This window comes from Winogradskyella eckloniae (assembly GCF_013249045.1).
GTDB lineage: Bacteria > Bacteroidota > Bacteroidia > Flavobacteriales > Flavobacteriaceae > Winogradskyella > Winogradskyella eckloniae.
The window spans coordinates 336,550-359,803 of record NZ_JABRWP010000002.1; the positions used below are offsets into that span (position 1 = coordinate 336,550).

The following is a 23,254-nucleotide window of genomic DNA, read 5'->3' on the forward strand; positions in this document are numbered from 1 at the left end:
TAGTTGGTCTAACCTTACAGTAATATCGGTTTTCCCTGTAATTGTTTTTCTGTTTCGGGTAATATTTCCATGTTATCCCAAATACCAGTAACTATGGTTTTTGCATAAGATTCTGGTAATAATCCGTTTAACATCAGTTGATTTGTGTGTTTATAATCATAATCTAATTTACGGAAATTTACTGTAGTCAATGGTTTTGAATCGTCTAAAATAGCATACCAAACGTTAGGGTTTCCGTCGTTTGCAGGCATACCAATAACACCAGGATTAACCCAAAGTTTATCATCTTGTTGTTCTAAAAAAGGTAAACCACAATGGCCAGCAATAATGATATCAGCTTGTGTTGCTTCAAAATTTAATTGTTTGGTAGACCAAGCTGTGGATTTAAATATAAATTCTGAAACATTAAAATAAGAACCATGGACCACAGAAACGGTTTTATTGCCCGATGTAAATTTAATATGGTCCGGAAGCGTTTCAAGATAATTTAATGAATCTTGTGATAATTTACTCTTAGCATAAGGATACCATTGTTGCGAAAAATTATCACAGCGAGAGCCTTCCCTAAAATCGCAACCACAATCATCTTCATCATCGCGCAGTTGTATTTCTACATTACCAACAATACTGCGTGCTTTCCAATTTTTAAATGTTTGAATGGTTTCTTCTGGCTGAGCGCAATACCCAATGATATCGCCTGTACAAATACAGTTTTCTGGCAAAATACCTTCTGATTCAGCTACAGTAATAAGGGCTTCAAGCGCTTGAAGATTACTGTAAACACCACCAAAGAGTAATACTTTATCAGTTAAATGACCTATGTCTGTTATGTTTTTATTCATTGTTTTTGTTACTGCATCGGACAGCTTGTTATTTTAATTTTAGCCATTTAGGAATGAAATATAAAATATTACAACTTAAAATTCCCCAAATATTTACCCATAGCAAGTCGGCATATTTTCCTTGAGTGAAAATTAAGGCTTCAGGAAATACATTAAAAACCAATAAGAATCCAAAAGTAATTCCTGTTATAACACTAAGATAAAAACTAATTTTTGGGACTTTCATTTTCCAGAATAGAAAAATAGGTGTTAAGCCAATAACCATAGTTCCTGAAATGGTGGTTGCGGATAATATTTCAGCTTCAAGAAAAATTGGCAAAGTTCCTAAAATGGCAATAGCAGCCATGGACGCTCGTCCAAAAGTGAGGTCTTTTACCATGCCTAAATCAATTGCTAATAATTTGGAAAAGGATGAAAATGTAGAGTCTAAGGTTGAAGCTGCAGAGGTTATCATTATAAAATTAATGACTAACAGAATAATTACACCAAATGCTTTACCAACTTGCACTGCTGCCTGACCAGTAAAGCCTTGCGTTTGTGCATATACGCCAATAATACTAAATAAAACGATGCAAATGCCACCTAATAAACTTGCCCACAAAAAGCTTTTCCGTGTGACTTTTGGCGAACTTATAAAAGCTCTATCTGTTAAAACTGGATCGTGAAACGGATAACTAAACGATTGAATAATAGCTGCGAAAAACAGATTTAAACCCAACTCAAAACTCCATGTGCCTGAAGAGGAAACATCGCTATCGCTAAAGGATTCTACTGAGAAGATTTTCCAAAGAATGACTAACAATAAAATGCTAAATAATACCATTTGAATGACATCTGTGAAAATTGAACTACTCAATCCGCCTTTAATCGCATAGGCTAAGGTTAGTACTGTAAAAACAATAATGGCTTTGTAGTAGGCTGAACTGCCAATGTCTCCAAAATAACTACCAATAACCATGGTGTTACTCCAAACTTCATTAAACAAACGAATGGCAATTAAAATTGAAAATAAGGCCATGGCGCCTTTGCCAAATTTGCTCGTCAGGAATTCATGAATACTTTTAAAACCACCAACGGTTCTAATCTTATAAATTAATAAACCTGCCACAGCAAAAGATAAATAATAACCAGCATAAGCCACACCACCAACAATACCAAAGCTTAAACCTAAATTGGCAGCATTGGTAATACTCTTGGCAAAAATCCAAGAAATAATAAGGCTACCAGTAAGCACCAAAGCATTTGGCGCTTTTCGGTTATGAACCGCCTTAAAAAATTGGTCAGTAGTTTTAGCTAATGGCGAAAGCACAAAGAGCAAAACACTCGATGCAACTATTAAAAGCCATTGCCAGTCAATTATATCCATACGTTTTTATTCATTCCACCACACTGGAACATTAATACTATTGTTGTCGGTTGCAGATGCAGCAACACTATAATTTTCAAAATTTAAAGCTTCTTCTTCTGCAGGATAAGGCATTCTTACCGGAATGATATCATTATTTAAACTCGCAGAAATAGTTTGTAATTCTGGGAAACCTGTTCTTCTGTATTCTATCCAACCTTCATAGCCATTAATAACATTCGCAATCCATTTTTGAGTCAAAATTTGCTCAATAGGATTAGACCCAAAAGCATTGTAAGCTGCAGGACCAGTTAAATAATCCGCTGGTAATTCCGTGTTCCAATACTCAAATGCTAAAATAACACCATTATTGTATAAGGTTTGTGCATCTGCCGAAATTATGTTTCTGGCAGCCGCTTCTGCTAAAGAAAATTGCACTTCCCAAGCGGTAATAAAATTAGCATCTAAAGTGGATGTGTCTTCTCTAAAAGCTGTGCTTGCTAACGAATAATCGGCTAAGGCAATAGACGTGGAAGACGCGTCAATTCCATTTAATAATCCGTTATATTCATTTGTAGTTGAATTTGAAAATGGACGAAATAAACTCGAAATTCTAGTGTCGTTTAAATTGATTAAAATGTCTTCCATCGTTTCTGATAATACGAAGTTGTTGAAATCGCCAATTCGCAATTGTGCTAATCTAAAACTGTTTGGGTCTGTATTGGTAAAATTGAAAATAGCATTCTCACTGTTTGAAGTGATATAATTGCCTTCATCAAATAAGGTTTGCATTTCGCTTGAAACATCTACTTTATCTGAAATACGAAGCAAATGTTTAATTTTTAAGGCATTTGCAAATTTTATCCAAGCCTCTAAATCGCCATTAAATAAAATATCGCCTTCTAGTGGAATAGCATCTGAATAGGCTTCAATGGCAGCAATACCTTTATCTAAATTATCTAAAATACCGTTATCGTTGAGGTAAATAGCTTCCTGTAAATCATAGGTTGGTGTAACAGAACCTTCAACACCATTAAAGGCTTCAAAATAAGGAACGTCTCCAAATAAATCGGTTAAGCCAGCTGTCATATAAGCTTTTAAAATTAACGCAGGACCTTCATAAACCGCAAAAGTCTCTACAGTTTGTGATTGCTTTAAAATGATTTCATTATCTCTTAAGTTGGTATAAAATATAGGCCAAGGATTACCACCTAATTGTGGCGATTTTAAAGCATGTCTATCAAATAAATTAAAATCTAAAGCGGTTCTGTGTTGTGATAACAAGTCGCCAGCAACAAAACCTTCGTAGCTCATATTTTCGCCAAAATCGTATATAACTTGTCTCAGTAACAAACTCGGTTGTACTGAACTTGGCGAGTTAGGATTTGTATTAATGTCTTCAAAATCTTTGGTGCAGCTTGTTGTAAAAATTAAGCTTAAAATTGAAATGGTATATATAATTTTTTTCATCGTACTATTTTAGAAATTAAATCCGGCTTTAAAACCAATGCTTCGTGTTGTGGCATAACTCATATCTTCAACACCACTTACAAATCCGTTGCCTTGTACGGCTAATTGTTCTGGGTCAAAATGTGGATTTTCAGTAATGGCGAATAAATTATTTCCTACCAAAGACAGGTTTAAATCTGCACCTTCTTTTAAGCCTAAAAAGCCATCTTTAAAATTAAAGGTGTAACCAATGGCACATTGACGCAGTTTTAAAAATGATGCATCGTAAATATTGTTTTCTTCATGGTTTCTATCGTAAAACTGTCTGTAATAACTTTCTGCTGTAATGGCAACCGTATTTGCTGAACCAGTGTTAACATTAACACCTTGCGCTACAATACCGTCGTCTGGTCTGTAACTGGTTTCGGCCAATTGGCCACCAACATTTCCTAAAGCACGTGTTCTAGAAACGATTTCGCCACCTTGTCGCCAATCGAATAAAAAGCTTAGGTTCCAATTTTTGTAGTTGAAATTATTGCGCCAACCTAATGTGAAATCTGGATTGTAATTTCCTAGCTTTTTTAAATTGTCATCTGCAATGTAATTCCCGTTATCATCAATTAAAAACTGACCGTTTTCGTTTTTCTGATAGCCAGTTCCATAGAAATCGCCAACGCGACCGCCTTCTTCCACTTGAAACCAAACGGTTTGATTAGAACTATCGTAAATTCTACTGTAAGCGAGCGTTAATCGTCCATCAGATTGTGGTAAATCTTTAATAATGGAACGGTTTGTGGCAAAATTTAAGGTGGTATTCCAATTAAAATTATCCGTTTGTATTGGTGTAATACCTAAAATGATTTCTACACCTTGTGTATTTACGTTTCCACCATTAACCACTTGCTGACTGTAACCGGAAGAAATAGCCACAGGTAAAGAAATGATTTGGTCTTCAGTGTTGGCATTGTAATACGTAAAATCTAAACGTAATTTATTATCTAAAAAACGTAAATCTGTACCAAATTCATAAGATGTGGTGCGTTCTGGTTTTAAATTAGAATTAGGAATAAAATCTTGGTTGCTAAACGTTGGCTCACTATTGTAAGGCGTTTGCGATACAAAAGCACCAGAGGTTTGGTACGCGCTGGTATCATTGCCGACTTGCGCCACACTAGCTCTTAGCTTCGCAAATGAAAATATACTCGGTAATTCCGTAACGTTAGATAGAATAAAACTCGACGATACAGAAGGGTAGAAGAACGATGTGCCATCTACCGAAAATGGTGTTGCTAAAGCACTAGACCAATCGTTTCTGCCAGTAATGTCTAAAAATAAAAAGTCTTTATAACCGAATTTTGTAATGCCATAAAATGAATTGATGCGTTTTTCACTTTCAAACTGAAACGTTTCAATGGGTGAAGCTGCATTATTGAGATTGTAAATTCCTGGTTGTGCCAAACTCACGGTTTGCGACTGATTTGTTGTTGCGGTTTGGTTGAGTCTATTTCCGCCTAAAAACACATCCACCGAAAAGTCATTAAATTGATTTTTATAGTTAATTAAAAAATCTGTATTCACTTCTCTAAACATCACATCGTGCTCTGCATAAGCACCATTGCTAAAACGGTTGCTACTGTATGCACGTCTTAATTGACGCTTTTCTGTACTGTAATCCATTCCTGTTCTTAAGGAAATACTTAAGTTTTTGGCTAATTCTTGTGTCATAGAAATGTTACCAAAAATGCGGTCGCGATTAAATGAATTGGTGTTTTCATTCAAGATAAAATACGGATTATCAAAAAAGGTATAATTAAAAGAATATTGTTGTGTGCCTTCTAAACCAGGTTGCCAATAATCCTTTAAACTTTCAATATTTAAAGAGCGTGGTCCCCAAGCCACAAGCGAATAATTGGCGTTTTCGCTTCCGTAACCATTAGAAGGTCTGTTGTCGCTACTAGAATTTATATAACTTAAAGACGCGTTGATTTTAGTCTTTTCACTTGGATTAAAATTTAATTTAGCCGCAACGGTTTGTCGATCTAAATTAACACCAGGAATAATAGATTCACTTCTTAAATCTGTAAACGATAAGCGGTAATTTCCGGTATCAAATCCATTAGAGATTGAAATATTATTAATGGTTGTGGTTCCAGTTTGGTAGAAATCTTTTAAATTATCTGGATTAGACACAAAAGGCGTCGCAGTAATATCTAAGCCATTATAAAGTGCCGTGTCGCCACCTCTTACAAAAGAACCGTTTGCTAATTGCACAGGACTATCAAATTGCGGAATAAGTAAACCTGCATCTAAACGCGGTCCCCAAGAATAGGTAATATTATCGTTGATGCCACCACCAAGACCATCTACATATTCAAATTGGCCGGAATTTCCCTGACCATAAGAATTTTGAAAATCTGGTAATCTAAACGCCGAATCCACAAACAATGACGAGTTAATACTAATACCTAACCCTCTTTTGTTACCGCCATTCTTGGTCTCTATAACAATAACACCATTTGAGGCTCTTGTGCCATACAGAGCTGCAGCACTTGGTCCTTTTAAAACGGTAACAGACGCAATATCATCCGGATTGACTTCCATGCCACCATTTCCGAAATCAATTTCTTGAAATCCAGCAGCAGCTTCATTAGTGAAATTAAAAACCGTTTCGTTGTTAATAGGTACACCATCTACTACAAATAAAGGATTGTTATTAGAAAAAGATGCTTCGCCTCTAATGGTAATTTTGGAAGACGAACCAACACCTGTTGCACCTTGTGTAACGGTTACACCAGCTAGTTTGCCTTGTAGGTTGTCTAAAAAATTGATGGTTTTTACCTCATTTAAACTTTTTGAGGAAATCGCTTGTACAGCATAACCTAATTCTTTGGTATCGCGTTCTAAACCTAAAGCTGTAATTACCACTTCATCTAAAGCCGCAGAATCTTCTTCTAAAGCAATATTAATTAGGGTTTGGTCGCCAACCACAATAGTTTGAGATTTAAAACCTAAAAACGAAAATGTAAGTGTATCTGAGTTAGACGACACGACAATACTGTAGGTGCCATCATCATTTGTTGTAGTGCCTAAACCTGTGTTTGATGTAATGTTTACAAACGGTAAAGGTGTTGCAGAAACCGCATCTGTGACGGTTCCGGTAATTGTAATTTGAGCATTACTGAAAAAGCATAAGCATAGCAGTAAGCCTGTGTAAATGTGCTTCATATTAAGACCACAAAACGTGGCGATTTTTTTGAGATGTTTTGGTTTGAATGAAAAAATCGTGGGAATTAGTACAATTTAAATTCCCGTTTTAAATATGAAGTAAAATAGGCGAGCCTTTATTATAGTGTTTTTTGAAAACCGTTTTACCATGAAAAACAGTAGAAAAACTAGAGTATGTTTGAATGGCTTTCCGAAGTTTTAAGAGTAGCTTTTTAATCTTAATAGCTAAAGGTTTGAAACTTTCTAAGATGATTTCAAAATCGGAAGCATCATCGATATCTGATAAGGTTTCAAGATAAGTTGTTTTTATTTGTTGCTGTTGTAATTCCGTATTTAAACAATGACGAAGCTGTTTCGTTTGCCAAGGTAAATTCTGAATTTTAGTTGTATTAAAATGTGTTTTCTTGAAACCCATTAAATAAAAACCACCATCCGTAGAAGGTCCTAAAACTAAATCGGAATCAGTTAGCTTGTCCTTCGCTTTTAAAATGTGATTGGCTGTAAGATGAGGAATATCGTTACCAAGTGTAATTACTTGTTTGAACCCTTTGTTGTAAATGGCAGCAATAGCATTTGTAAAACGCTCGCCAAAAGTGTTTCCTATTTGTTCTTTTTCAGAACAATGAAAATAAGGTAAACCTGTTTTTTTAACCGTTTTAACCGTTTCTGTATTAAGCAATTCAAAAAAATCAGCAGAAGAATGGGATGTAGACATCAATTCTTTTTCTGCAGAATTTGCAAAGATTAATATGGCGGTTTGGTTATTCATATGTCATTCCTGCGAAGGCAGAAATCTAATAATTTTGGTTTCTTTATTTCTAGATTCCTGCCTTTACAGGAATTGGGTTAAGCAACAACACCTTGGCAGCTGCTTCCTGCACCAGCAGTGCAACCGTAACAATGTTGTGAAATGACGATGTTTCGTCCTTCTAATAATTCTTCATTAAATTCTGAAATATGTTTAGACTTGCTGTTTACAGGCAATTCTAACATCTGGTTAAAATCACAATCAAACAAATAGCCATCCCAACTAATAGAAATGGTGTTGGTACACATTACATTTTCTACAGCAGCTGGATTGTAGGCTTCAACCAAAGAATACATATAATCTTCGTAATTTTCTGAAGCAATAAGGAAATCTAAAAATCGCGCAATTGGTAAGTTAGTAATGGCAAATAAATTGTGAAATTCAATACCAAAATCTTCCATCAAAGCTTTTTTGAAATCCTTTTCCATAGCGGCTTGGTCTCCTGGTAAAAAGGCACCAGACGGGTTGTACACTAAATCGAGACGTAAATCACTGTCTGGCATGCCGTAACCAACCGCATTTAATTCTTGTAAGGCTTTAATGGATTTATCAAAAACTCCATCGCCTCGTTGTTTGTCGGTTTTTCCACGCGTCCAATGTGGCATAGAACTCACCACATGCACATTGTGTTTTTTAAAGAATTCTGGTAAATCGTAATATTTTTTATTGGCTCTAATAATGGTTAGGTTAGAACGTACAATGAAATCTTTAATTCCCGCTTTAGCAGCTTCTTCAACAAACCATCTAAAATCTGGATTCATTTCTGGTGCACCACCTGTTAAATCTAAGGTGTGTGCGCCTGTGTTTTTAATCACCTCAAGACATTGTCTCATGGTATCTCTGGTCATTATTTCCTTACGGTCTGGACCAGCATCTACGTGGCAATGGTCGCAAACTTGGTTGCACATGTAGCCTACATTGATTTGTAGAATTTCGAGCTTTTTTGCTTTTAAGGGAAATTGATTTGTTTCAGAAATCTTAGCTTTAAACGTTGGTAATTCTCCATTCTGAAAAATACCATTAGAAAGTATTTCTAATTGCTTGTTGCTTTGCGCTAAATCGCTTCCTTGCTTTTTTAGTGATTTTGTTGCTGTCGCCATTAATTAAATTATCTTATAAATTCTTACGTAACAAACTAGAGATTGGTTTTAAGGTTAACCATCTAATTTATTTACTTTATTCATCATTTGCACACCATGTACTAAGGTTGCGCCACTTTTAATAGCAGCACCAACATGTATGGCTTCCATCATTTCTTCTTTGGTTACACCTCTTTGAAGCGAATCTTTTGTATACGCATCAATGCAATAAGGACATTGTTCTGTATGTGCTACAGCTAAAGCGATTAACGATTTTTCACGAGCAGTAAGTGCGCCTTCTTCAAAAACTTTTCCGTAATAGTCAAAGAATTTGTTTCCTAGTTCTTCACTCCATTCTGTGATTTTTCCAAATTTGCGTAAATCTGCTGCGTCGTAATATGGTTTAGACATAATGTATTTTTTAAGATTTGAATCAAAAATTGTTTTGTCGAAATGATTTCAAAGACTTAACAAAATTTGAAATTAATTTTATCGATTAGTATTTTGTTAGTTGCGGTAAGGAATATTCAGTGATTTGAATCACATCATTTTTTCTAACCGTTTTATCTAAAAAGTAGAAAACATCATCTAAATCATTAATGTTTACTGAGGCGACCTCATGAGCACCTCCTTTTACAATGTTGAAATAATATGGTGTTTCTAAGTCTTCAAGTTTTTTTACGATGGTGTTGGGTCCATCTAACATCATATAGCCAGCTTTGTTGGGTAGGCAATTGTGATGAGGTGCTGTGCCAAAAGGAACTGTGGTATCGTCTGTACCATGGAAAAGTACAGTTGGTATAGCGTTAGAAGTTGTAATATCTTCACTATTTAAAATGGCACCAGAAAAAGAAATCGCTGCAGCATAGTTTATAGAATCATAAGCCGTATCGTTAGACAAGAAAAATCGTTTCATAAAAACAGTATGTAGAATAATTTCAGCGCCTGCACTGCTTCCTGCTGCAACTATTTTACTGGTATCTACTTGTAGTGTTTTACTATTTTCATATATAAATTGGGTAGCGTCTAAAAAATCGAGAACACCTTGATTAAAGGTAAAAAGTTTGTCTTCTTTAGAACATTTACAGCCAAAACCGGTTTTTGTGCCTCTTCTTAATAAACGATAAGAAATGGAAACGCCAATGTAATTTTTAGAAGCGGCAAAGTTAGCCATGTTTTTTTCGTCTGTACCAGCACGACTTCCTCCAGAAAATCCGCCACCATGCATCCAAACCACAACAGGTAAACTGTCTGTTTCTTTTATGTTTTCAGGTGTATAAACATCCATTTTAAGGGTATCTATTCCTTTAATGGCATACGTGTAAGTTTTTATGTTTTGAGCGAAGCCTATGGCAAATGAAAAAAAAAGAAAGACTGCGAATAAATGTTTCATGAAATCAAATTTAGGTCAAAAAAAGTAAAATGTTATTGAGAACTATTTTTTTATAAGAAATGATTGTGTTTAAATTTACTAGAGCCAAACCCAAAATGTATTACTTTTAATTTTCTTTTTATCTCGTAAATGCAAAATTGGATTACTCTTTTAGCCGAATTTAAACAAAAGCGAATACCTGTAGCGTTAGTAACCGTTACCAAATGTTTAGGTTCCACGCCATGTGTAGTTGGTTCACGATTAATAGTGACACGTGATAAAAAAAATTATGGCACCATAGGTGGTGGAAAACTAGAATTCAATGCCATAGATGAAGCTATCGTTGCGTTAAAGGAAAATAGAATTATGACGTCAACATATACATTAGGTCCAGAATTTGAACAATGTTGTGGTGGCAAAGTAGAATTTATAATAGAACCCATGAATCAATCGCCAGAGTTATTTTTGTTTGGAGCAGGTCATATTGGTGTAGAAATCGCGAAGTTATTGGTAGATACGCCTTTTGAGGTTAATCTCATAGATTCTCGAGATAATTGGTTGTCTAATCTTAATTTAGATAAAGAAATTAAGACACATCAAACCTCTGAAACCGATTTTAAAACCTTTAAGGATGTAGTAGAATGGGGAAATAACTGTTATGTTTTAGTATTGACTCATAATCACGCCATTGATTTTGATATTATAGCCATGGCTTTGCAACAAGAAACAAAATTTTTGGGTTTAATTGGTAGTAAAACGAAGAAAGTGCGGTTTAATAATATGCTTATCAATGATCTGAAAATTGAAGAAGGAATGCGTAATGTCGTTTGCCCAATTGGTTTAGATATTGGTGGAAATACACCAAAAGAAATTGCTATAAGTGTCGTTGCTCAGCTATTGCAAATTCATTATAAGTAGGAAATAGGTTATTGCCACACCACATAATCGTATTTGTGTTTCTGTGATGAGGATAAAACCAATAAAATTTCTATTGTATAGGAATTGGCTTAACTAAAAAGTGTTTCACTCAATGCATAATAAATAGCCATTAATGCCGAAAATATAGCACTTCCTAAAAATCGCCATTTTAATTTAAAGCGATTTTGAATGATATAATTAGCCACAAAAGAAATAGGAATATTGACTAAAAACGACCAAAAGGCAATCTCCAAAAGGTTGAAACCAATAGCTTCAAACTGACCTGAAAATAATTTAATAAATAATAAATGCCTTGCAATCCATAACGGATTAAAATAGGCAATAGCCAAACCCGTTTTGGTTAAAGTTGCTTTTAATCCTTTTAAGGCGTTTGTTTTTTTTACAATCCAATCAAAATAATTTGGGATTTCAAATGCGTAAAAAGTAGCGCCAACAATTACCATTCCTAATAAGCGCATCCAAGAAAACTCATCTAACAGAAGTGCAGCAATAGTGTCGCCAGCACTATAGATTAGTGCGCCTTTTGTAATGTTCGATTTTTTGTAGTGTAGTGCGATAGAATTTATTTTTTATATAATCCCATCAAAACCTTTTCAGGTGTCATTGGTGCATGAAACTTTAAATCGTAATTAGGATTAAATGCTTTTATGGCATTCTGAAGTGCAAAATAAGCACCAATGCCATACATTAAAGGTGGTTCGCCAACGGCTTTAGATTTTAAAATAGCCATGTCATTACCTTCTGTTTCAACCGGAATCACTTCAACTGTTTTTGGTACTGAAAATATATCCGGAACTTTGTAGGTAGATAAAGCATTAGATAATAAACGTCCATCTTTGTTATAAGCGATTTCTTCCATAGTCATCCAACCAATTCCTTGAATTAAGGCGCCTTCTACCTGACCTAAATCAATACCTTCACTCATACTTTTACCGTAATCATGAACGATTTTTACAGCGTCAAATTCATAAGTACCGCGCGTACAATCTATAGTAGCTGTTGTAATTGCTGTGCCGTAAACGTGATAGGCGAATGGATGCCCTTTTTCTTTGGTTTTATCAAAGTGAATTTCTGGTGTGGCATAATGCGCATTTTCGGTTAATGCCACACGTTTTAGCATGGCAGAACTAATGAGACTTGTCCAAGATAACTCCGACTTCTTGCCATTCACGTAAACAAATTCTTTATTTAATGTAATACTGTTTTCTGATACATTTAGATCTTGTGAGGCTACAGATTTTAATCGTTCTAATAATGCTGTGCAAGCCATTAATGTCGCTTTTCCGTTTAAATCTGCCGTAGAACTGGCAGCAGAAGGCGAGGTATTGGCAACTCTAGTGGTATTGGTCGTTTCAATTTTAATGTGCTCAATAGAAACAGAAAATACATCAGCTACAATTTGCATCATTTTGGTATTTACACCTTGTCCCATTTCTACAGCAGCTGTGCTAACACCAATACTGCCATCTAAATAAATATGAACTAAAGCACGTGCATGATTCATTGGAGTGTTGGTGAACGAAATACCAAAGGTAATTGGCATAAACGATAGTCCTTTTTTAAACGCTGTATTGTTTTTGTTGAATTCGGAAACCTCTTGTTCCATAGCTTCAATGTTAAACAGTTGTTTTGCCGAATGCCATGTGTTTTTAGCTTCTACTTTTTTAGCAATTTGTCCGTATGAAAATGTATCGTTTTCATCTAATAAGTTGGCTTCTTGGATGGCTCTTGGACTTACACCAATTTCATGTGCTGCTTTCGCAATGGCAGATTCTATTACAAACATACCTTGTGGACCTCCAAAACCTCTAAAGGCTGTGTTTGGTGGTAGATTGGTTTTACAACTTAGTACTTTGGTCGTTACATTGGGTACATAATAACTGTTGGTAGCATGAAATAAAGTACGCTCGGCAATAGCTGGTGATAAATCTGCTGCGGCACCAGAATTTTGTAAAAATTCAGATTGATAGGCTAGGATTTTTAAGTCTTTGGTTAAGCCAATTTTATAGGTGCTTTCGTAAGGATGACGTTTGCCAGTCATCCGTAAATCATCATGCCGATTTAGAATCAGTTTTACCGATTGATTTAAATGAAAAGTTGCCAAGGCAGCCATTACAGCCCAAGGTGTCGCTTGGTCTTCTTTGCCACCAAATCCGCCACCAAGACGTGTGACATCAACTTCAATTTTATGCATGGCAACACCCAAAACCTGCGCTACTGTTTTCTGCACAGCAGTTGGACCTTGAGTAGAGGAGGTAATTTTTATATTGCCATTTTCTAAAGGCTCAGCATAAGCACCTTGCGCTTCAATATATAAATGTTCTTGACCGTTAGAAAAGGTTTCGCCTTCAAAAATATAATCACAATCAGCAAATGCTTTTTCGGTATCTCCTAAACTAAAAGAACGTGGTGCATTAATAAAACTACCTTTTGCTTTTGCTTCTTTTGCTGTTGTGATTACCGGAAGTTCTTCAATATCTATGCTAATTAAATCTCTAGCTTTTCTGGCAATAAATTCAGATTCTGCCACAATTAAGGCAATTGGCATACCCCAAAAATGAACTTCATGTTCTGCGAATAAAGGTTCATCAGGAATAATTCCTCCAATTTCGTTTTCGCCAGGAACATCTTTGTAAGTGAAAATACGTTCAACACCTTGCAAAGCTTCGGCTTTAGAATAGTCGATGCTTTTAATTTTTCCATGTGCTTTTGGCGAATCAAAAACCACTGCGTGAAAAGTGCCTTGTCTAATATTTACATCGTCTACATACAAGGATTCGCCACGAACATGTGTGTAAGAATCGAGGTTTTTAATACTCTTTTTTAGAGACTTAGAAACCGCATCTAATTTTGAACCTAAGATTTTATTATCTGTGTTTTTATGCATGTTGAATAAAATCGTTTAAAGTGAATTGCTCTGGAAATATCATCGTGAAATGCGCATAGAATAATTGTCTTGCCAATAAGCGCTTATAATCACTTGTACCACGAACATCGCTAATTGGACTAATTTCAGTTTGAAGTATGTCGTTGGCTTCTAAAATAGTTACTGATGTTAATGGTTTTCCTGTTAAAAAAGCGGATGTTTTATGTAAATATTTAGGAATTGCGGCAACACCTCCAACGGAAATATGGGCTTTTAAAATAACATCGTTTTCTGTTGTGATTTGAAGTGCAGAATTCACACTGGCAATATCTAAATGAGTTCGTTTACAGACTTTTTCAAAATTAAAAAACGATGCTTTTGTTGGTAATTTAAAGCTGATATTTTTAATGAGTTCGTGATCTTGCAAGTCGTAAGTTTTGTAGCCTTGATAAAAATCTTTAAGGAAAATTTTACGTTCGTTTTTATTCTCATTTGAAATAGTAATAGTACTATTTAACGCTAAAAAGAAAATGGTCATATCTCCGATTGGCGAAGCATTAACCAAGTTGCCACCAAAGGAAGCCATGTTTCTAATTTGCTCTGAAGAGACTAATTTTAGGTGCTTTTTTAAATTCGGAAAATAGTGATTCAATTCGGTGTGATTCCATAAATCAGACACGGTTGAATTGGCACCAATGGTACACATTCCGTTTTCAATAGCGATGCCTTTCAGATAATCTTTTTCCGCAATAAGATGAACTTTATTATCAATTAAATGGTCTGCTTGTTGCACGTATAAATCCGTTCCGCCAGAAACAAATTGTCCTTTTGGTTGGTTTAAATCTTTTGCTTTTAAATCTTTTATACGTTGTGGAATGGTTTCAAAATACTCAGGGATAAATCCGTTTTTAATTAACCATTCTGTTGCAGTAGTATCTTTGTTTTCTAATTTTTCTACGACGTGATGTGCGGCTTTTTCAATAGACTTATAACCTGTGCATCTGCAAATGTTTCCGCTAATAGCATCTAGAGCATTAGCGTAATTATTCTCTGAATTTGACAAGGCAAAACCAGTGAGCGCGACGACAAAACCAGGTGTGCAAAATCCGCATTGTGTAGCGTAATTTGACTTCATGGCGTCTTGGGCTGTGGTTAGTTGGTCTTGTAGGTTAGTGCCTTCAACCGTTACAATATGTTTGCCATGTGCATTTCCTAATGGCGAAATACAAGACGTTATGCTTTTGTATTCTATAGTGTCGTTTTCTAGTGTGCCAACTAGTACTGTGCAAGCACCACAATCGCCTTCGCGACACCCAATTTTGGTACCTGTGAGACGTTGTTGGTAACGTACAAAATCCAATAAAGTCATTCCAGAATTTTCTGAAGTGGTTATGGTTTTGTTGTTTAGGATGAAGGTTATCAATATTTTAAATTTTATTGTTTTGTTCATTTTGTCTTGAAACAAAACGAACCAAAAGTTCAAAACGATTTATTAGGAAATTACTCATCTCGTTTTTATTTGTTTTATAATGAATTCGTGAATGCAAAGCATTTGTTAAATCAAAATTTAATATTTATCGATTAAAATCCTTTAAATAAGTATGATAATTGATCAGATTTATTAATTTTTCACACTTCACACTTCACACTTCACACTTCACACTTCACACTTCACACTTCACACTTTAATACTCCGTCTTATCCACTTTCTTAGTCCATTCTTGAAACGGTTCTAAAGCCACTTCTCTTGCTAATTGTTCAAACGGAATGCTTCGTTTTTCGTAAGGTAACGGAATTTCTTTATATATAAACTCGTCATCAAAGCCAATATTTGCAGCATCTATTTGGTTGCTTCCGTAATATACTTTGTCTGGTCGCGCCCAATAAATAGCACCTAAACACATTGGGCAAGGTTCGCAAGAGGTGTAAATTTCGCAACCATCTAATTGAAACGAATCTAAGTTTTTACAAGCATCTCTAATGGCTGTAACTTCGGCATGTGCTGTTGGGTCGTTGGTTGAGGTTACTTTATTGTTGCCTCGTCCTACAATTTTTCCGTCTTTTACTACAACGCATCCAAAGGGTCCTCCTTCATTATTATGCATGCCTTTTAAAGCTGCGTTAACAGCTTCTTTCATAAATTGTTCTTTAGTATTACACATTAAATGTAGTTTTTTATTTAAGGTTTTATTGACAATTGTCTTACAAGCTAATATACTATTTTTAAAAATAGAAAAGCCCAAACGTGAATTTGGGCTTTTATTATTATGCTTATAATTACTATTATGCGACTTGAATATTTAATCTGTTGTTTGTTTTTAATTCAGTTTTAAAGATGGGTTTTAAAAAACGTTCTAGTTGATCAAACTCTATTAAAAAAGCATCATGTCCATGAATTGATTTGATTTCGTGAATATTGACATTGTCTTTCACACCTTTTAAGTCTACAAAAGTGGACCAGTTCTCTTCGGCTTTAAAAAATAAATCTGAGTTTATGGTAATGATATGGATGTTAGATTTTATGGTAGAAGCGATTTCTAAAAAATCAGCATGACCATCTGTAATATCTATCGTTTTTAGAACTTGATTCATCATTTTATATGCCGCTAGTTTAAAGCGTTTATTTAAACTGTCACCATGATAATTGAGCCATGATTCTATATTAAACAGTGTATTAGATCGCTTTGTGCGGCCAAATTTTTGAGTTAAGGACTCAGGTGTTCTATATAGAGTCATCGCGTGCATTCTAGCATCGGCTAACGGTTGGCTAGAATTATTTAAAATGGCATCTTGTATGTGGCAGTTAGCGATAATCCAATCTGTAGATTTCCAATCGGTTGCAATAGGTATTAAATGTTGAATGACATTTGGTTTTAAGATGGCTAATTCCCAAGCTAATCCGCCTCCAACAGAACCTCCAATGACGGCAAACAATTGATCAATTTTTAATTGTTCTAAGGCAATAGAAAAAAGTTTAGCAATATCTTTTGCGGTAAAATTTTTATAATCTTCTATTAAATTTTCGATAGTATTATCAAAACCATTTCCTGGAATATTGAAGGCTATAATAGAATAATTATTGGTGTCTATACATTTGTTTTCTCCAATTAAATCGTTCCACCAACCATCGGTTCCTATGACATTAGAATTCCCAGTTAAAGCATGATTGACTAATACAATTGGTGCAGAATGTAATGGCTTGCCAAAAGTTTGATAAGATAGATTTATAGTAAAAGTCTTACCAGTATGGCTTGCAAAATTGTGAATAGTTATATATTGTAATGCGTTCATTTTTAACTTTGAATAATTAAACAGATGTTATCATGGCCATAACATCTGTTTTTAATCTCAACTTATATATAATATTAGTTTTGAATTGTCTTTTCTTGTTTTATTAAAGCAAATGTAGCTTTTAAATCTGCTTTTAAATCTTCAATATTTTCTATACCTACAGACAAACGAATTAAATCTTTAGTGACACCAGTGGTTTCTTGCGCGTCATCACTTAATTGTTGGTGTGTTGTACTTGCAGGATGAATGATTAATGATTTTGTATCACCAATATTAGCTAATAAAGAGAAGATTTTTGTTTTATCTGCAATGGTTTTAGCAGCTTCATAACCTCCTTCAGCACCAAAGGTAACGATTCCGCTCTGACCATTTGGTAAATATTTTTTAGCGAGCGTATTGTATTTACTCGATTCTAAACCTGGATAATTCACCCATGTGACTTCGGGTTGTTCTTGTAACCATGTTGCTAATTCTAAAGCGTTTTCGCTATGTTTTTTAATACGCAGTTCTAGTGTTTCTAATCCTTGAATTATTTGAAAGGCATTAAATGGGCTTAATGCACCACCATAATCTCGTAACCCTTCAATTCTTATTTTTGCAATAAAAGCAGCCGCACCTATAGCTTCACTATAAACTAAACCATGGTAACCTGCAGAAGGTTCTGTGAATTCTGGGAATTTTCCGTTAGTCCAGTCAAAAGTTCCTGCGTCAATAATAACACCACCAAGTGAAGTACCATTACCATTTATATATTTTGTTAATGAATGAATAACAATGTTGGCGCCATATGCAATTGGGTTTAGCAAATAAGGTGTAGCAACAGTGTTATCTACAATTAACGGCACTTTATGAGCTTTTGCTACTTTAGAAATATTTTCGATATCTAAGACATCTAGTTTAGGATTTCCTAAAGACTCCACAAAAATTGCTCTTGTGTTTTCTTGGGTCGCTTTTGAGAAATTATCTATATCAGAAGGGTCTACAAATGTGGTTGTAATGCCGTGTCTAGGTAATGTAACACTAAGTAAATTATAAGTGCCTCCATATAAACTACTCGAAGCAACAATATGGTCTCCTGCTTTTAATAAAGTTAAAAGTGTTGTGGAAATAGCTGCAGTACCAGATGCTGTTGCCACAGCAGCAATTCCGCCTTCTAAGGCTGCTAATCGCTGTTCTAAAATATCGTTTGTAGGATTGTTTAAACGTGTGTAAATAAACCCTGGAACTGATAAGTTAAATCGTCCTGCGGCATCATCAGAATCGTCAAATACATAAGCTGAAGATTGATAGATAGGCACAGCTCTTGTACCTCCTGTTTGTTTAGTGTCGTGTCCTGCGTGTAACGCTTGTGTTGCAAATTTTTGTGTACTCATTTTTCTAAGTTTTTTGAATTAAAATAAATTAAACCAAAAGCCAAATAAACTTCAGTTTGAAGCATACTTAATAGAAAAATGTTAAAAAGAAAATGCTAATTACAGATGGGTAATTAGGCTTTAGTTATCTATCCGAAATTGCAAAAAATGACTTGCGCTTTCAAGTAGAATTTAGCACCTTCTTAGTGAATCTAAGGGTTGCTAAGGCTTCAAAGGGTCTTTCCCTCCACCTTTCTTGATAACATTTCAGTAAGTGTTTGAACTTTGTGAGCACAAATATTGCAATTCAAAAGTTAGAATTCCAAATTTATTTGCACTTTTTATATTTTTTTTATGAGATTAAGAATATCAGGAGGAGTATTTTGTTAAATATTTAGTGTTAATAATTTCACTGACCGGCTTGTTTGTAATTTTACTTTCTAACCAAGAAATTATATCTAAATAAAGGAATGCTCTACGCTCAAAAGGATGGTCTTCAAAGGTCTTTAAGGTTTTGTGTAATTCTTTAAAGGCATTTTTAAGATCGTGTGGATATATATCTTGAAGACCTCTAATAAACTTTATCATTTCTTTCTGAACTTCGTGAAGTTCATTCATTTTGATTAAAAACTTGTAGGTACTTCTTAATAAAGATTCTAAATGATAATCTAAACCTGCTTCATAATGCGCAACTAAATTTAGTACTCTAGAAAAGCAAAGTAGATCTTCGCGCATAGACAATGTTTTGTTAGAAATGATTTTGTCTAAGTACTTAATGCATGTTTTATTGTTGCCAGCTCCAAAATGTAAACTCGCAAATTTATAGTAGAAAATCATTTTATGGTGCGGATCGGTTCTGTCCTTAAAATCAATGAGATCTTTTTCAATTTTTGGAATTAAATTCAGTCCTGCTTCAAAACTACCATCCATGAAATGTTGATTAATAGTATGAAAATTAGTGTATAAAAATATTAGCGTTGATACGTTTTCATCCTTATTGAATTTTACATCATTTACAATAGCTTTAAATTGATTTAGTTTTTTTACAAACTTGGGCTTGTTACCTGTAAAAAACAAAGACTCTAAAAGGTAATTATTACCCTTGAGATAAAAAACTGGGTTTAAGTTAATCATGCTTGGGTTTTGATGAAACAGATCTACCCATTTAGATGCATATTTATAACAGTTTAAGAAATCTTGTAATAAAAAGCTATACCATAAATAAGCTTTGTACAACCAGAGTTTTTCTCTAAATCCAATTTTTTTATCATTAATTTTTGGAAGCCTATCATTAAAATACTGGGTGACCATTTGGCTTTCCTCTTCATTTTTTACATAGCCTGTCTTTAAAATAATACTGTATAGTTGCAGCGATAAATTAGATAGTTTACTGGCTATTACATTTTGAGAACTCAGTTCTTTGGCTTGTACTGCTAACTCATCTGCGCGTGTATTTATACTACGTGTAATGTATTGCGCTTCTATAATTTTTTCGAGTTCCACGATTTCAAAAGCTGAGTTTTTTTCTTCATTAGCAATGGCTAATTCTTTGGCTTTATCTAAGATTTTTAGACTTTGTTTGTACAACCCTTTATGGTACAAGATAGAGGCGAAATCTAATTGTTCCCTAATTTGTAACCTAACATTTTGATGCGATGGATTTAATTTTAAACTAATTAATATTTGTTTATAGAGGTGAGCTTTTACGTTAGCAAGTTGTGATTTTTTTACAATATCACTTTTTAAAATTGCAGCTTCGTTGTAGGTTTTAGCTTTATCTAAAAGGTTAAAAAGTTTTAAGAATTTTGAATCAGAATTTACACCAAGTCGTCCAACGTAAAGCTTAAACTGTCGTTTTTCGGACTTTGTTAAAGATTTTACCAGTGAAAATAAATTATCTTTTTGGTCTTTAGTTATCAATAGAATATTGTGTTATGTGTTTGATTTTAAACTACTTAAAGTGCTTAATTGGTTTTGAACATCGTAAAATCAAATTTTCATTATACAAATTAATGAAATTCAAAACATAAATTCGTAAGACAATACTATAAATATATTTTGATATATGTCAAATAACAATATACAAATCTTTGATACAACATTACGTGATGGTGAGCAAGTGCCAGGCTGTAAACTAAACACTGAGCAAAAACTAGTCATCGCAGAGCAATTAGATGAACTAGGTGTTGATATCATAGAGGCAGGATTTCCCGTCTCGAGTCCTGGTGATTTTAAATCGGTAGAAGAAATTTCTAAAATCGTTAAAAACGCAACTGTTTGTGGGTTAACCCGATCAGTTCAAAATGACATAAAGGTAGCAGCTGAAGCCTTAAAATATGCTGCAAGACCTAGGATTCATACTGGTATTGGGACTTCTAATTCTCATATTGTCCACAAATTTAAAACAACTCAAGAAGACATATTAGAGCGTGCTTTTGCTGCAGTAAAGTATGCAAAATCGTTTGTAGAAGATGTTGAATTCTATGCGGAAGATGCAGGGAGAACAGATAATGAATATTTAGCTAGAGTTTGTGAGGTTGCGATAAAAGCAGGTGCAACAGTTTTAAATATACCAGATACTACTGGCTATTGCTTGCCTAGTGAATATGGTGCAAAAATTAAATATCTTAAAGAGAACGTAAAAGGTATAGAGAAAGCAATATTATCTTGTCATTGTCATAACGATTTAGGTTTAGCAACGGCTAATTCTATAGAAGGAGTGATTAATGGAGCAAGACAAATTGAGTGTACCATTAATGGCATAGGTGAACGTGCTGGTAATACAGCATTAGAAGAGGTGGTGATGGTGTTGAAGCAACATCCATACCTCAATTTAGATACGAATATCAATACATCAATGCTTTATGGTATGAGCCAATTAGTTAGCGATAGTATGGGCATTTATACGCAGCCTAATAAAGCAATTGTTGGGTCTAATGCATTTGCGCATAGTTCTGGTATTCATCAAGATGGTGTGATAAAAAATCGTGAAACGTACGAAATCATTGATCCAAAAGATGTAGGTGTTACAGAATCTGCAATTGTGTTAACGGCAAGAAGTGGGAGAGCTGCATTAGCATATAGAGCTAAAAATGTTGGGTACGAATTAACAAAACTTCAATTAGATGAAGTGTATGCAGATTTTTTAAATTTTGCTGATAAAAAGAAAGAAATTAATGATAGTGATATCCATCAAATCATTGAAGGCAGTAAGGTTTATCAACAAATAATATCAGCGTAGATGTCAAAGAAAACATTATTCGATAAAGTTTGGGATGCGCATGTGGTCGATGCCATTAAAGATGGTCCCCAAATACTATATATAGATAAACATTTAATACATGAAGTAACAAGTCCACAAGCTTTTAATGAACTAGAAGCTCGTGGAATTCCTGTATTTAGACCAAATCAAATTTTAGCAACGGCAGATCATAATACACCAACATTAAATCAAGATCAACCCGTAAAAGATGATTTATCTAGGCAACAACTAGAGCAGTTATCAATAAATTGTAAAAAGAACAATATTACATTATATGAGTTAGGACATCAATATAATGGAATTGTCCATGTAATGGCTCCAGAGTTGGGAGTGACACAACCAGGCATGACCATGGTCTGTGGAGATAGTCACACGTCAACACATGGTGCCTTCGGTACTATTGCTTTTGGAATCGGTACAAGCCAAGTCGCGCAAGTATTTGCAAGTCAGTGTTTGTTACTTACAAAACCAAAAAGTTTAAGAGTATCGGTAAATGGTAAGTTAAAGAATGGCGTTTTGCCAAAAGACGTCATTCTTTATATCATATCAAAACTAGGGACAAATTCTGGTACTGGATATTTTTGTGAATATGCAGGCAACGTCTTTAGTGAAATGAGTATGGAAGGTCGTATGACGGTTTGTAATATGAGTATAGAAATGGGTGCTCGTGGTGGCATGATTGCTCCAGATCAGACCACTTATGATTATATAAAAGGTAGAAAATTTGCGCCTAAAGGGGCAGATTTTGATAAAAAAGTAGCGTATTGGGAAACATTAGCTACGGATGAAGGTGCTAAATTTGATATGGAATATAGCTTCAATGCAGAAGATATAGAACCAATGATTACATATGGAACCAATCCAGGAATGGGTATTAAAATTTCTGAAACTATTCCGTTAGATGAAAATCCATCATTTAAAAAGTCATTGGCTTACATGAATTTTGAAGCTGGTGAGAGCCTTATTAATAAACCAATTAATTTTGTGTTTATTGGAAGTTGTACCAATTCTAGAATAGAAGATTTTAGAGTAGCAGCACATTTTATAAAAGGCAAGAAAAAAGCGGATAATGTTACAGCTTGGTTAGTGCCAGGTAGTAAGCAAGTTGAGGCTCAAATAATAGAAGAAGGCTTAAAAACAGTATTTGAAGATGCAGGTTTTGAGTTGCGACAACCTGGTTGTTCTGCATGTTTGGCCATGAATGATGATAAAATTCCTCAAGGTGAGTATTGTGTGTCTACTTCAAATAGAAATTTTGAAGGTCGACAAGGGCAAGGATCAAGAACGATATTAGCAAGTCCATTGGTCGCAGCAGCAACAGCTGTAGAAGGAAAGATTATAGATATTACTAAGCATTTAAATTGAAGTTTATCCTGATAGGTTTTTAAAACCTTGTAGGTGTTAAAATATAATTATAAAAGAGA

Annotated in this window: 18 protein-coding genes and 1 riboswitch; of the genes, 3 read left to right on the forward strand and 15 right to left on the reverse strand. The window is 34.5% G+C overall.

The genetic code is table 11. The features are described from left to right. Window positions 1–14: 14 nt before the first annotated feature. The 8 genes from HNV08_RS04450 to HNV08_RS04485 all read right to left on the reverse strand — a co-directional run bounded on the left by HNV08_RS04450 (window position 15) and on the right by HNV08_RS04485 (window position 10,141). Window positions 15–842, reverse strand: a complete 828-nt coding sequence (locus tag HNV08_RS04450) for a metallophosphoesterase family protein (RefSeq protein WP_173279966.1) — start codon at window positions 840–842, stop codon at window positions 15–17. Between the two features lie 28 nt (window positions 843–870). After that, a complete protein-coding gene (locus HNV08_RS04455; protein WP_173279967.1) occupies window positions 871–2,208 on the reverse strand; it encodes a sodium:solute symporter family transporter in 1,338 nt (445 codons plus the stop codon). Between the two features lie 6 nt (window positions 2,209–2,214). Further along, entirely contained in the window at window positions 2,215–3,657 is a 1,443-nt protein-coding gene (locus HNV08_RS04460) for a SusD/RagB family nutrient-binding outer membrane lipoprotein (RefSeq protein WP_173279968.1), read from the reverse strand. A 9-nt stretch (window positions 3,658–3,666) separates the two neighbouring features. Continuing rightward, window positions 3,667–6,861 (reverse strand): SusC/RagA family TonB-linked outer membrane protein, encoded by a 3,195-nt coding sequence (locus HNV08_RS04465; RefSeq protein WP_173279969.1) that lies wholly within the window; start codon window positions 6,859–6,861, stop codon window positions 3,667–3,669. A gap of 88 nt (window positions 6,862–6,949) precedes the next feature. Then, window positions 6,950–7,630 carry a TIGR04282 family arsenosugar biosynthesis glycosyltransferase gene (locus HNV08_RS04470; protein WP_173279970.1) on the reverse strand — a complete coding sequence of 227 codons (681 nt, stop codon included), beginning with the start codon at window positions 7,628–7,630 and terminating at the stop codon, window positions 6,950–6,952. Between the two features lie 77 nt (window positions 7,631–7,707). Next, a complete protein-coding gene (gene arsS, locus HNV08_RS04475) occupies window positions 7,708–8,769 on the reverse strand; it encodes an arsenosugar biosynthesis radical SAM (seleno)protein ArsS (RefSeq protein ID WP_173279971.1) in 1,062 nt (353 codons plus the stop codon). Window positions 8,770–8,823: 54 nt separating this feature from the next. Beyond that, the gene (locus tag HNV08_RS04480) at window positions 8,824–9,159 is read right to left on the reverse strand and encodes an arsenosugar biosynthesis-associated peroxidase-like protein (RefSeq protein WP_092445017.1); all 336 of its coding nucleotides are present in this window, start codon (window positions 9,157–9,159) and stop codon (window positions 8,824–8,826) included. 85 nt (window positions 9,160–9,244) lie between these two features. Next, window positions 9,245–10,141 (reverse strand): alpha/beta hydrolase, encoded by an 897-nt coding sequence (locus HNV08_RS04485; RefSeq protein ID WP_173279972.1) that lies wholly within the window; start codon window positions 10,139–10,141, stop codon window positions 9,245–9,247. A gap of 129 nt (window positions 10,142–10,270) precedes the next feature. Between HNV08_RS04485 and xdhC the strand changes: the two genes are divergently transcribed. Next, complete coding sequence (gene xdhC, locus HNV08_RS04490) at window positions 10,271–11,038, forward strand: xanthine dehydrogenase accessory protein XdhC (RefSeq protein ID WP_173279973.1); 768 nt, start codon at window positions 10,271–10,273, stop codon at window positions 11,036–11,038. 89 nt (window positions 11,039–11,127) lie between these two features. On the opposite strand, the gene HNV08_RS04495 is transcribed toward xdhC, so the two are convergent. From HNV08_RS04495 to HNV08_RS04525, 7 genes are all read right to left on the reverse strand, one after another. Beyond that, a complete protein-coding gene (locus tag HNV08_RS04495; protein WP_194241969.1) occupies window positions 11,128–11,517 on the reverse strand; it encodes a hypothetical protein in 390 nt (129 codons plus the stop codon). Between the two features lie 104 nt (window positions 11,518–11,621). Next, the gene (locus HNV08_RS04500; protein ID WP_194241970.1) at window positions 11,622–13,946 is read right to left on the reverse strand and encodes a xanthine dehydrogenase molybdopterin binding subunit; all 2,325 of its coding nucleotides are present in this window, start codon (window positions 13,944–13,946) and stop codon (window positions 11,622–11,624) included. Continuing rightward, window positions 13,939–15,375, reverse strand: coding sequence for an FAD binding domain-containing protein (locus HNV08_RS04505; protein WP_206677679.1), 1,437 nt, complete (start codon window positions 15,373–15,375; stop codon window positions 13,939–13,941). The genes HNV08_RS04500 and HNV08_RS04505 overlap by 8 nt, the downstream gene beginning before the upstream one ends. 235 nt (window positions 15,376–15,610) lie before the next feature. Further along, window positions 15,611–16,087 (reverse strand): nucleoside deaminase, encoded by a 477-nt coding sequence (locus HNV08_RS04510; protein WP_173279974.1) that lies wholly within the window; start codon window positions 16,085–16,087, stop codon window positions 15,611–15,613. 121 nt (window positions 16,088–16,208) lie between these two features. Then, window positions 16,209–17,216 carry an alpha/beta fold hydrolase gene (locus HNV08_RS04515; RefSeq protein ID WP_173279975.1) on the reverse strand — a complete coding sequence of 336 codons (1,008 nt, stop codon included), beginning with the start codon at window positions 17,214–17,216 and terminating at the stop codon, window positions 16,209–16,211. Window positions 17,217–17,290: 74 nt separating this feature from the next. Further along, window positions 17,291–18,589, reverse strand: coding sequence for an O-acetylhomoserine aminocarboxypropyltransferase/cysteine synthase family protein (locus tag HNV08_RS04520; RefSeq protein WP_173279976.1), 1,299 nt, complete (start codon window positions 18,587–18,589; stop codon window positions 17,291–17,293). A gap of 121 nt (window positions 18,590–18,710) precedes the next feature. Beyond that, window positions 18,711–18,834, reverse strand: a riboswitch (SAM riboswitch). A 103-nt stretch (window positions 18,835–18,937) separates the two neighbouring features. Next, window positions 18,938–20,485: a hypothetical protein gene (locus HNV08_RS04525; protein WP_173280136.1), complete on the reverse strand. Its 1,548-nt coding sequence runs from the start codon at window positions 20,483–20,485 to the stop codon at window positions 18,938–18,940. 148 nt (window positions 20,486–20,633) lie between these two features. Here HNV08_RS04525 and HNV08_RS04530 point away from each other — a divergent pair, with 148 nt between their 5' ends. Together HNV08_RS04530 and leuC are read left to right on the forward strand one after the other, a co-directional pair. Continuing rightward, window positions 20,634–21,809 carry a 2-isopropylmalate synthase gene (locus HNV08_RS04530; protein WP_173279977.1) on the forward strand — a complete coding sequence of 392 codons (1,176 nt, stop codon included), beginning with the start codon at window positions 20,634–20,636 and terminating at the stop codon, window positions 21,807–21,809. Then, entirely contained in the window at window positions 21,810–23,195 is a 1,386-nt protein-coding gene (gene leuC / locus HNV08_RS04535; protein ID WP_173279978.1) for a 3-isopropylmalate dehydratase large subunit, read from the forward strand. Window positions 23,196–23,254 lie beyond the last annotated feature (59 nt).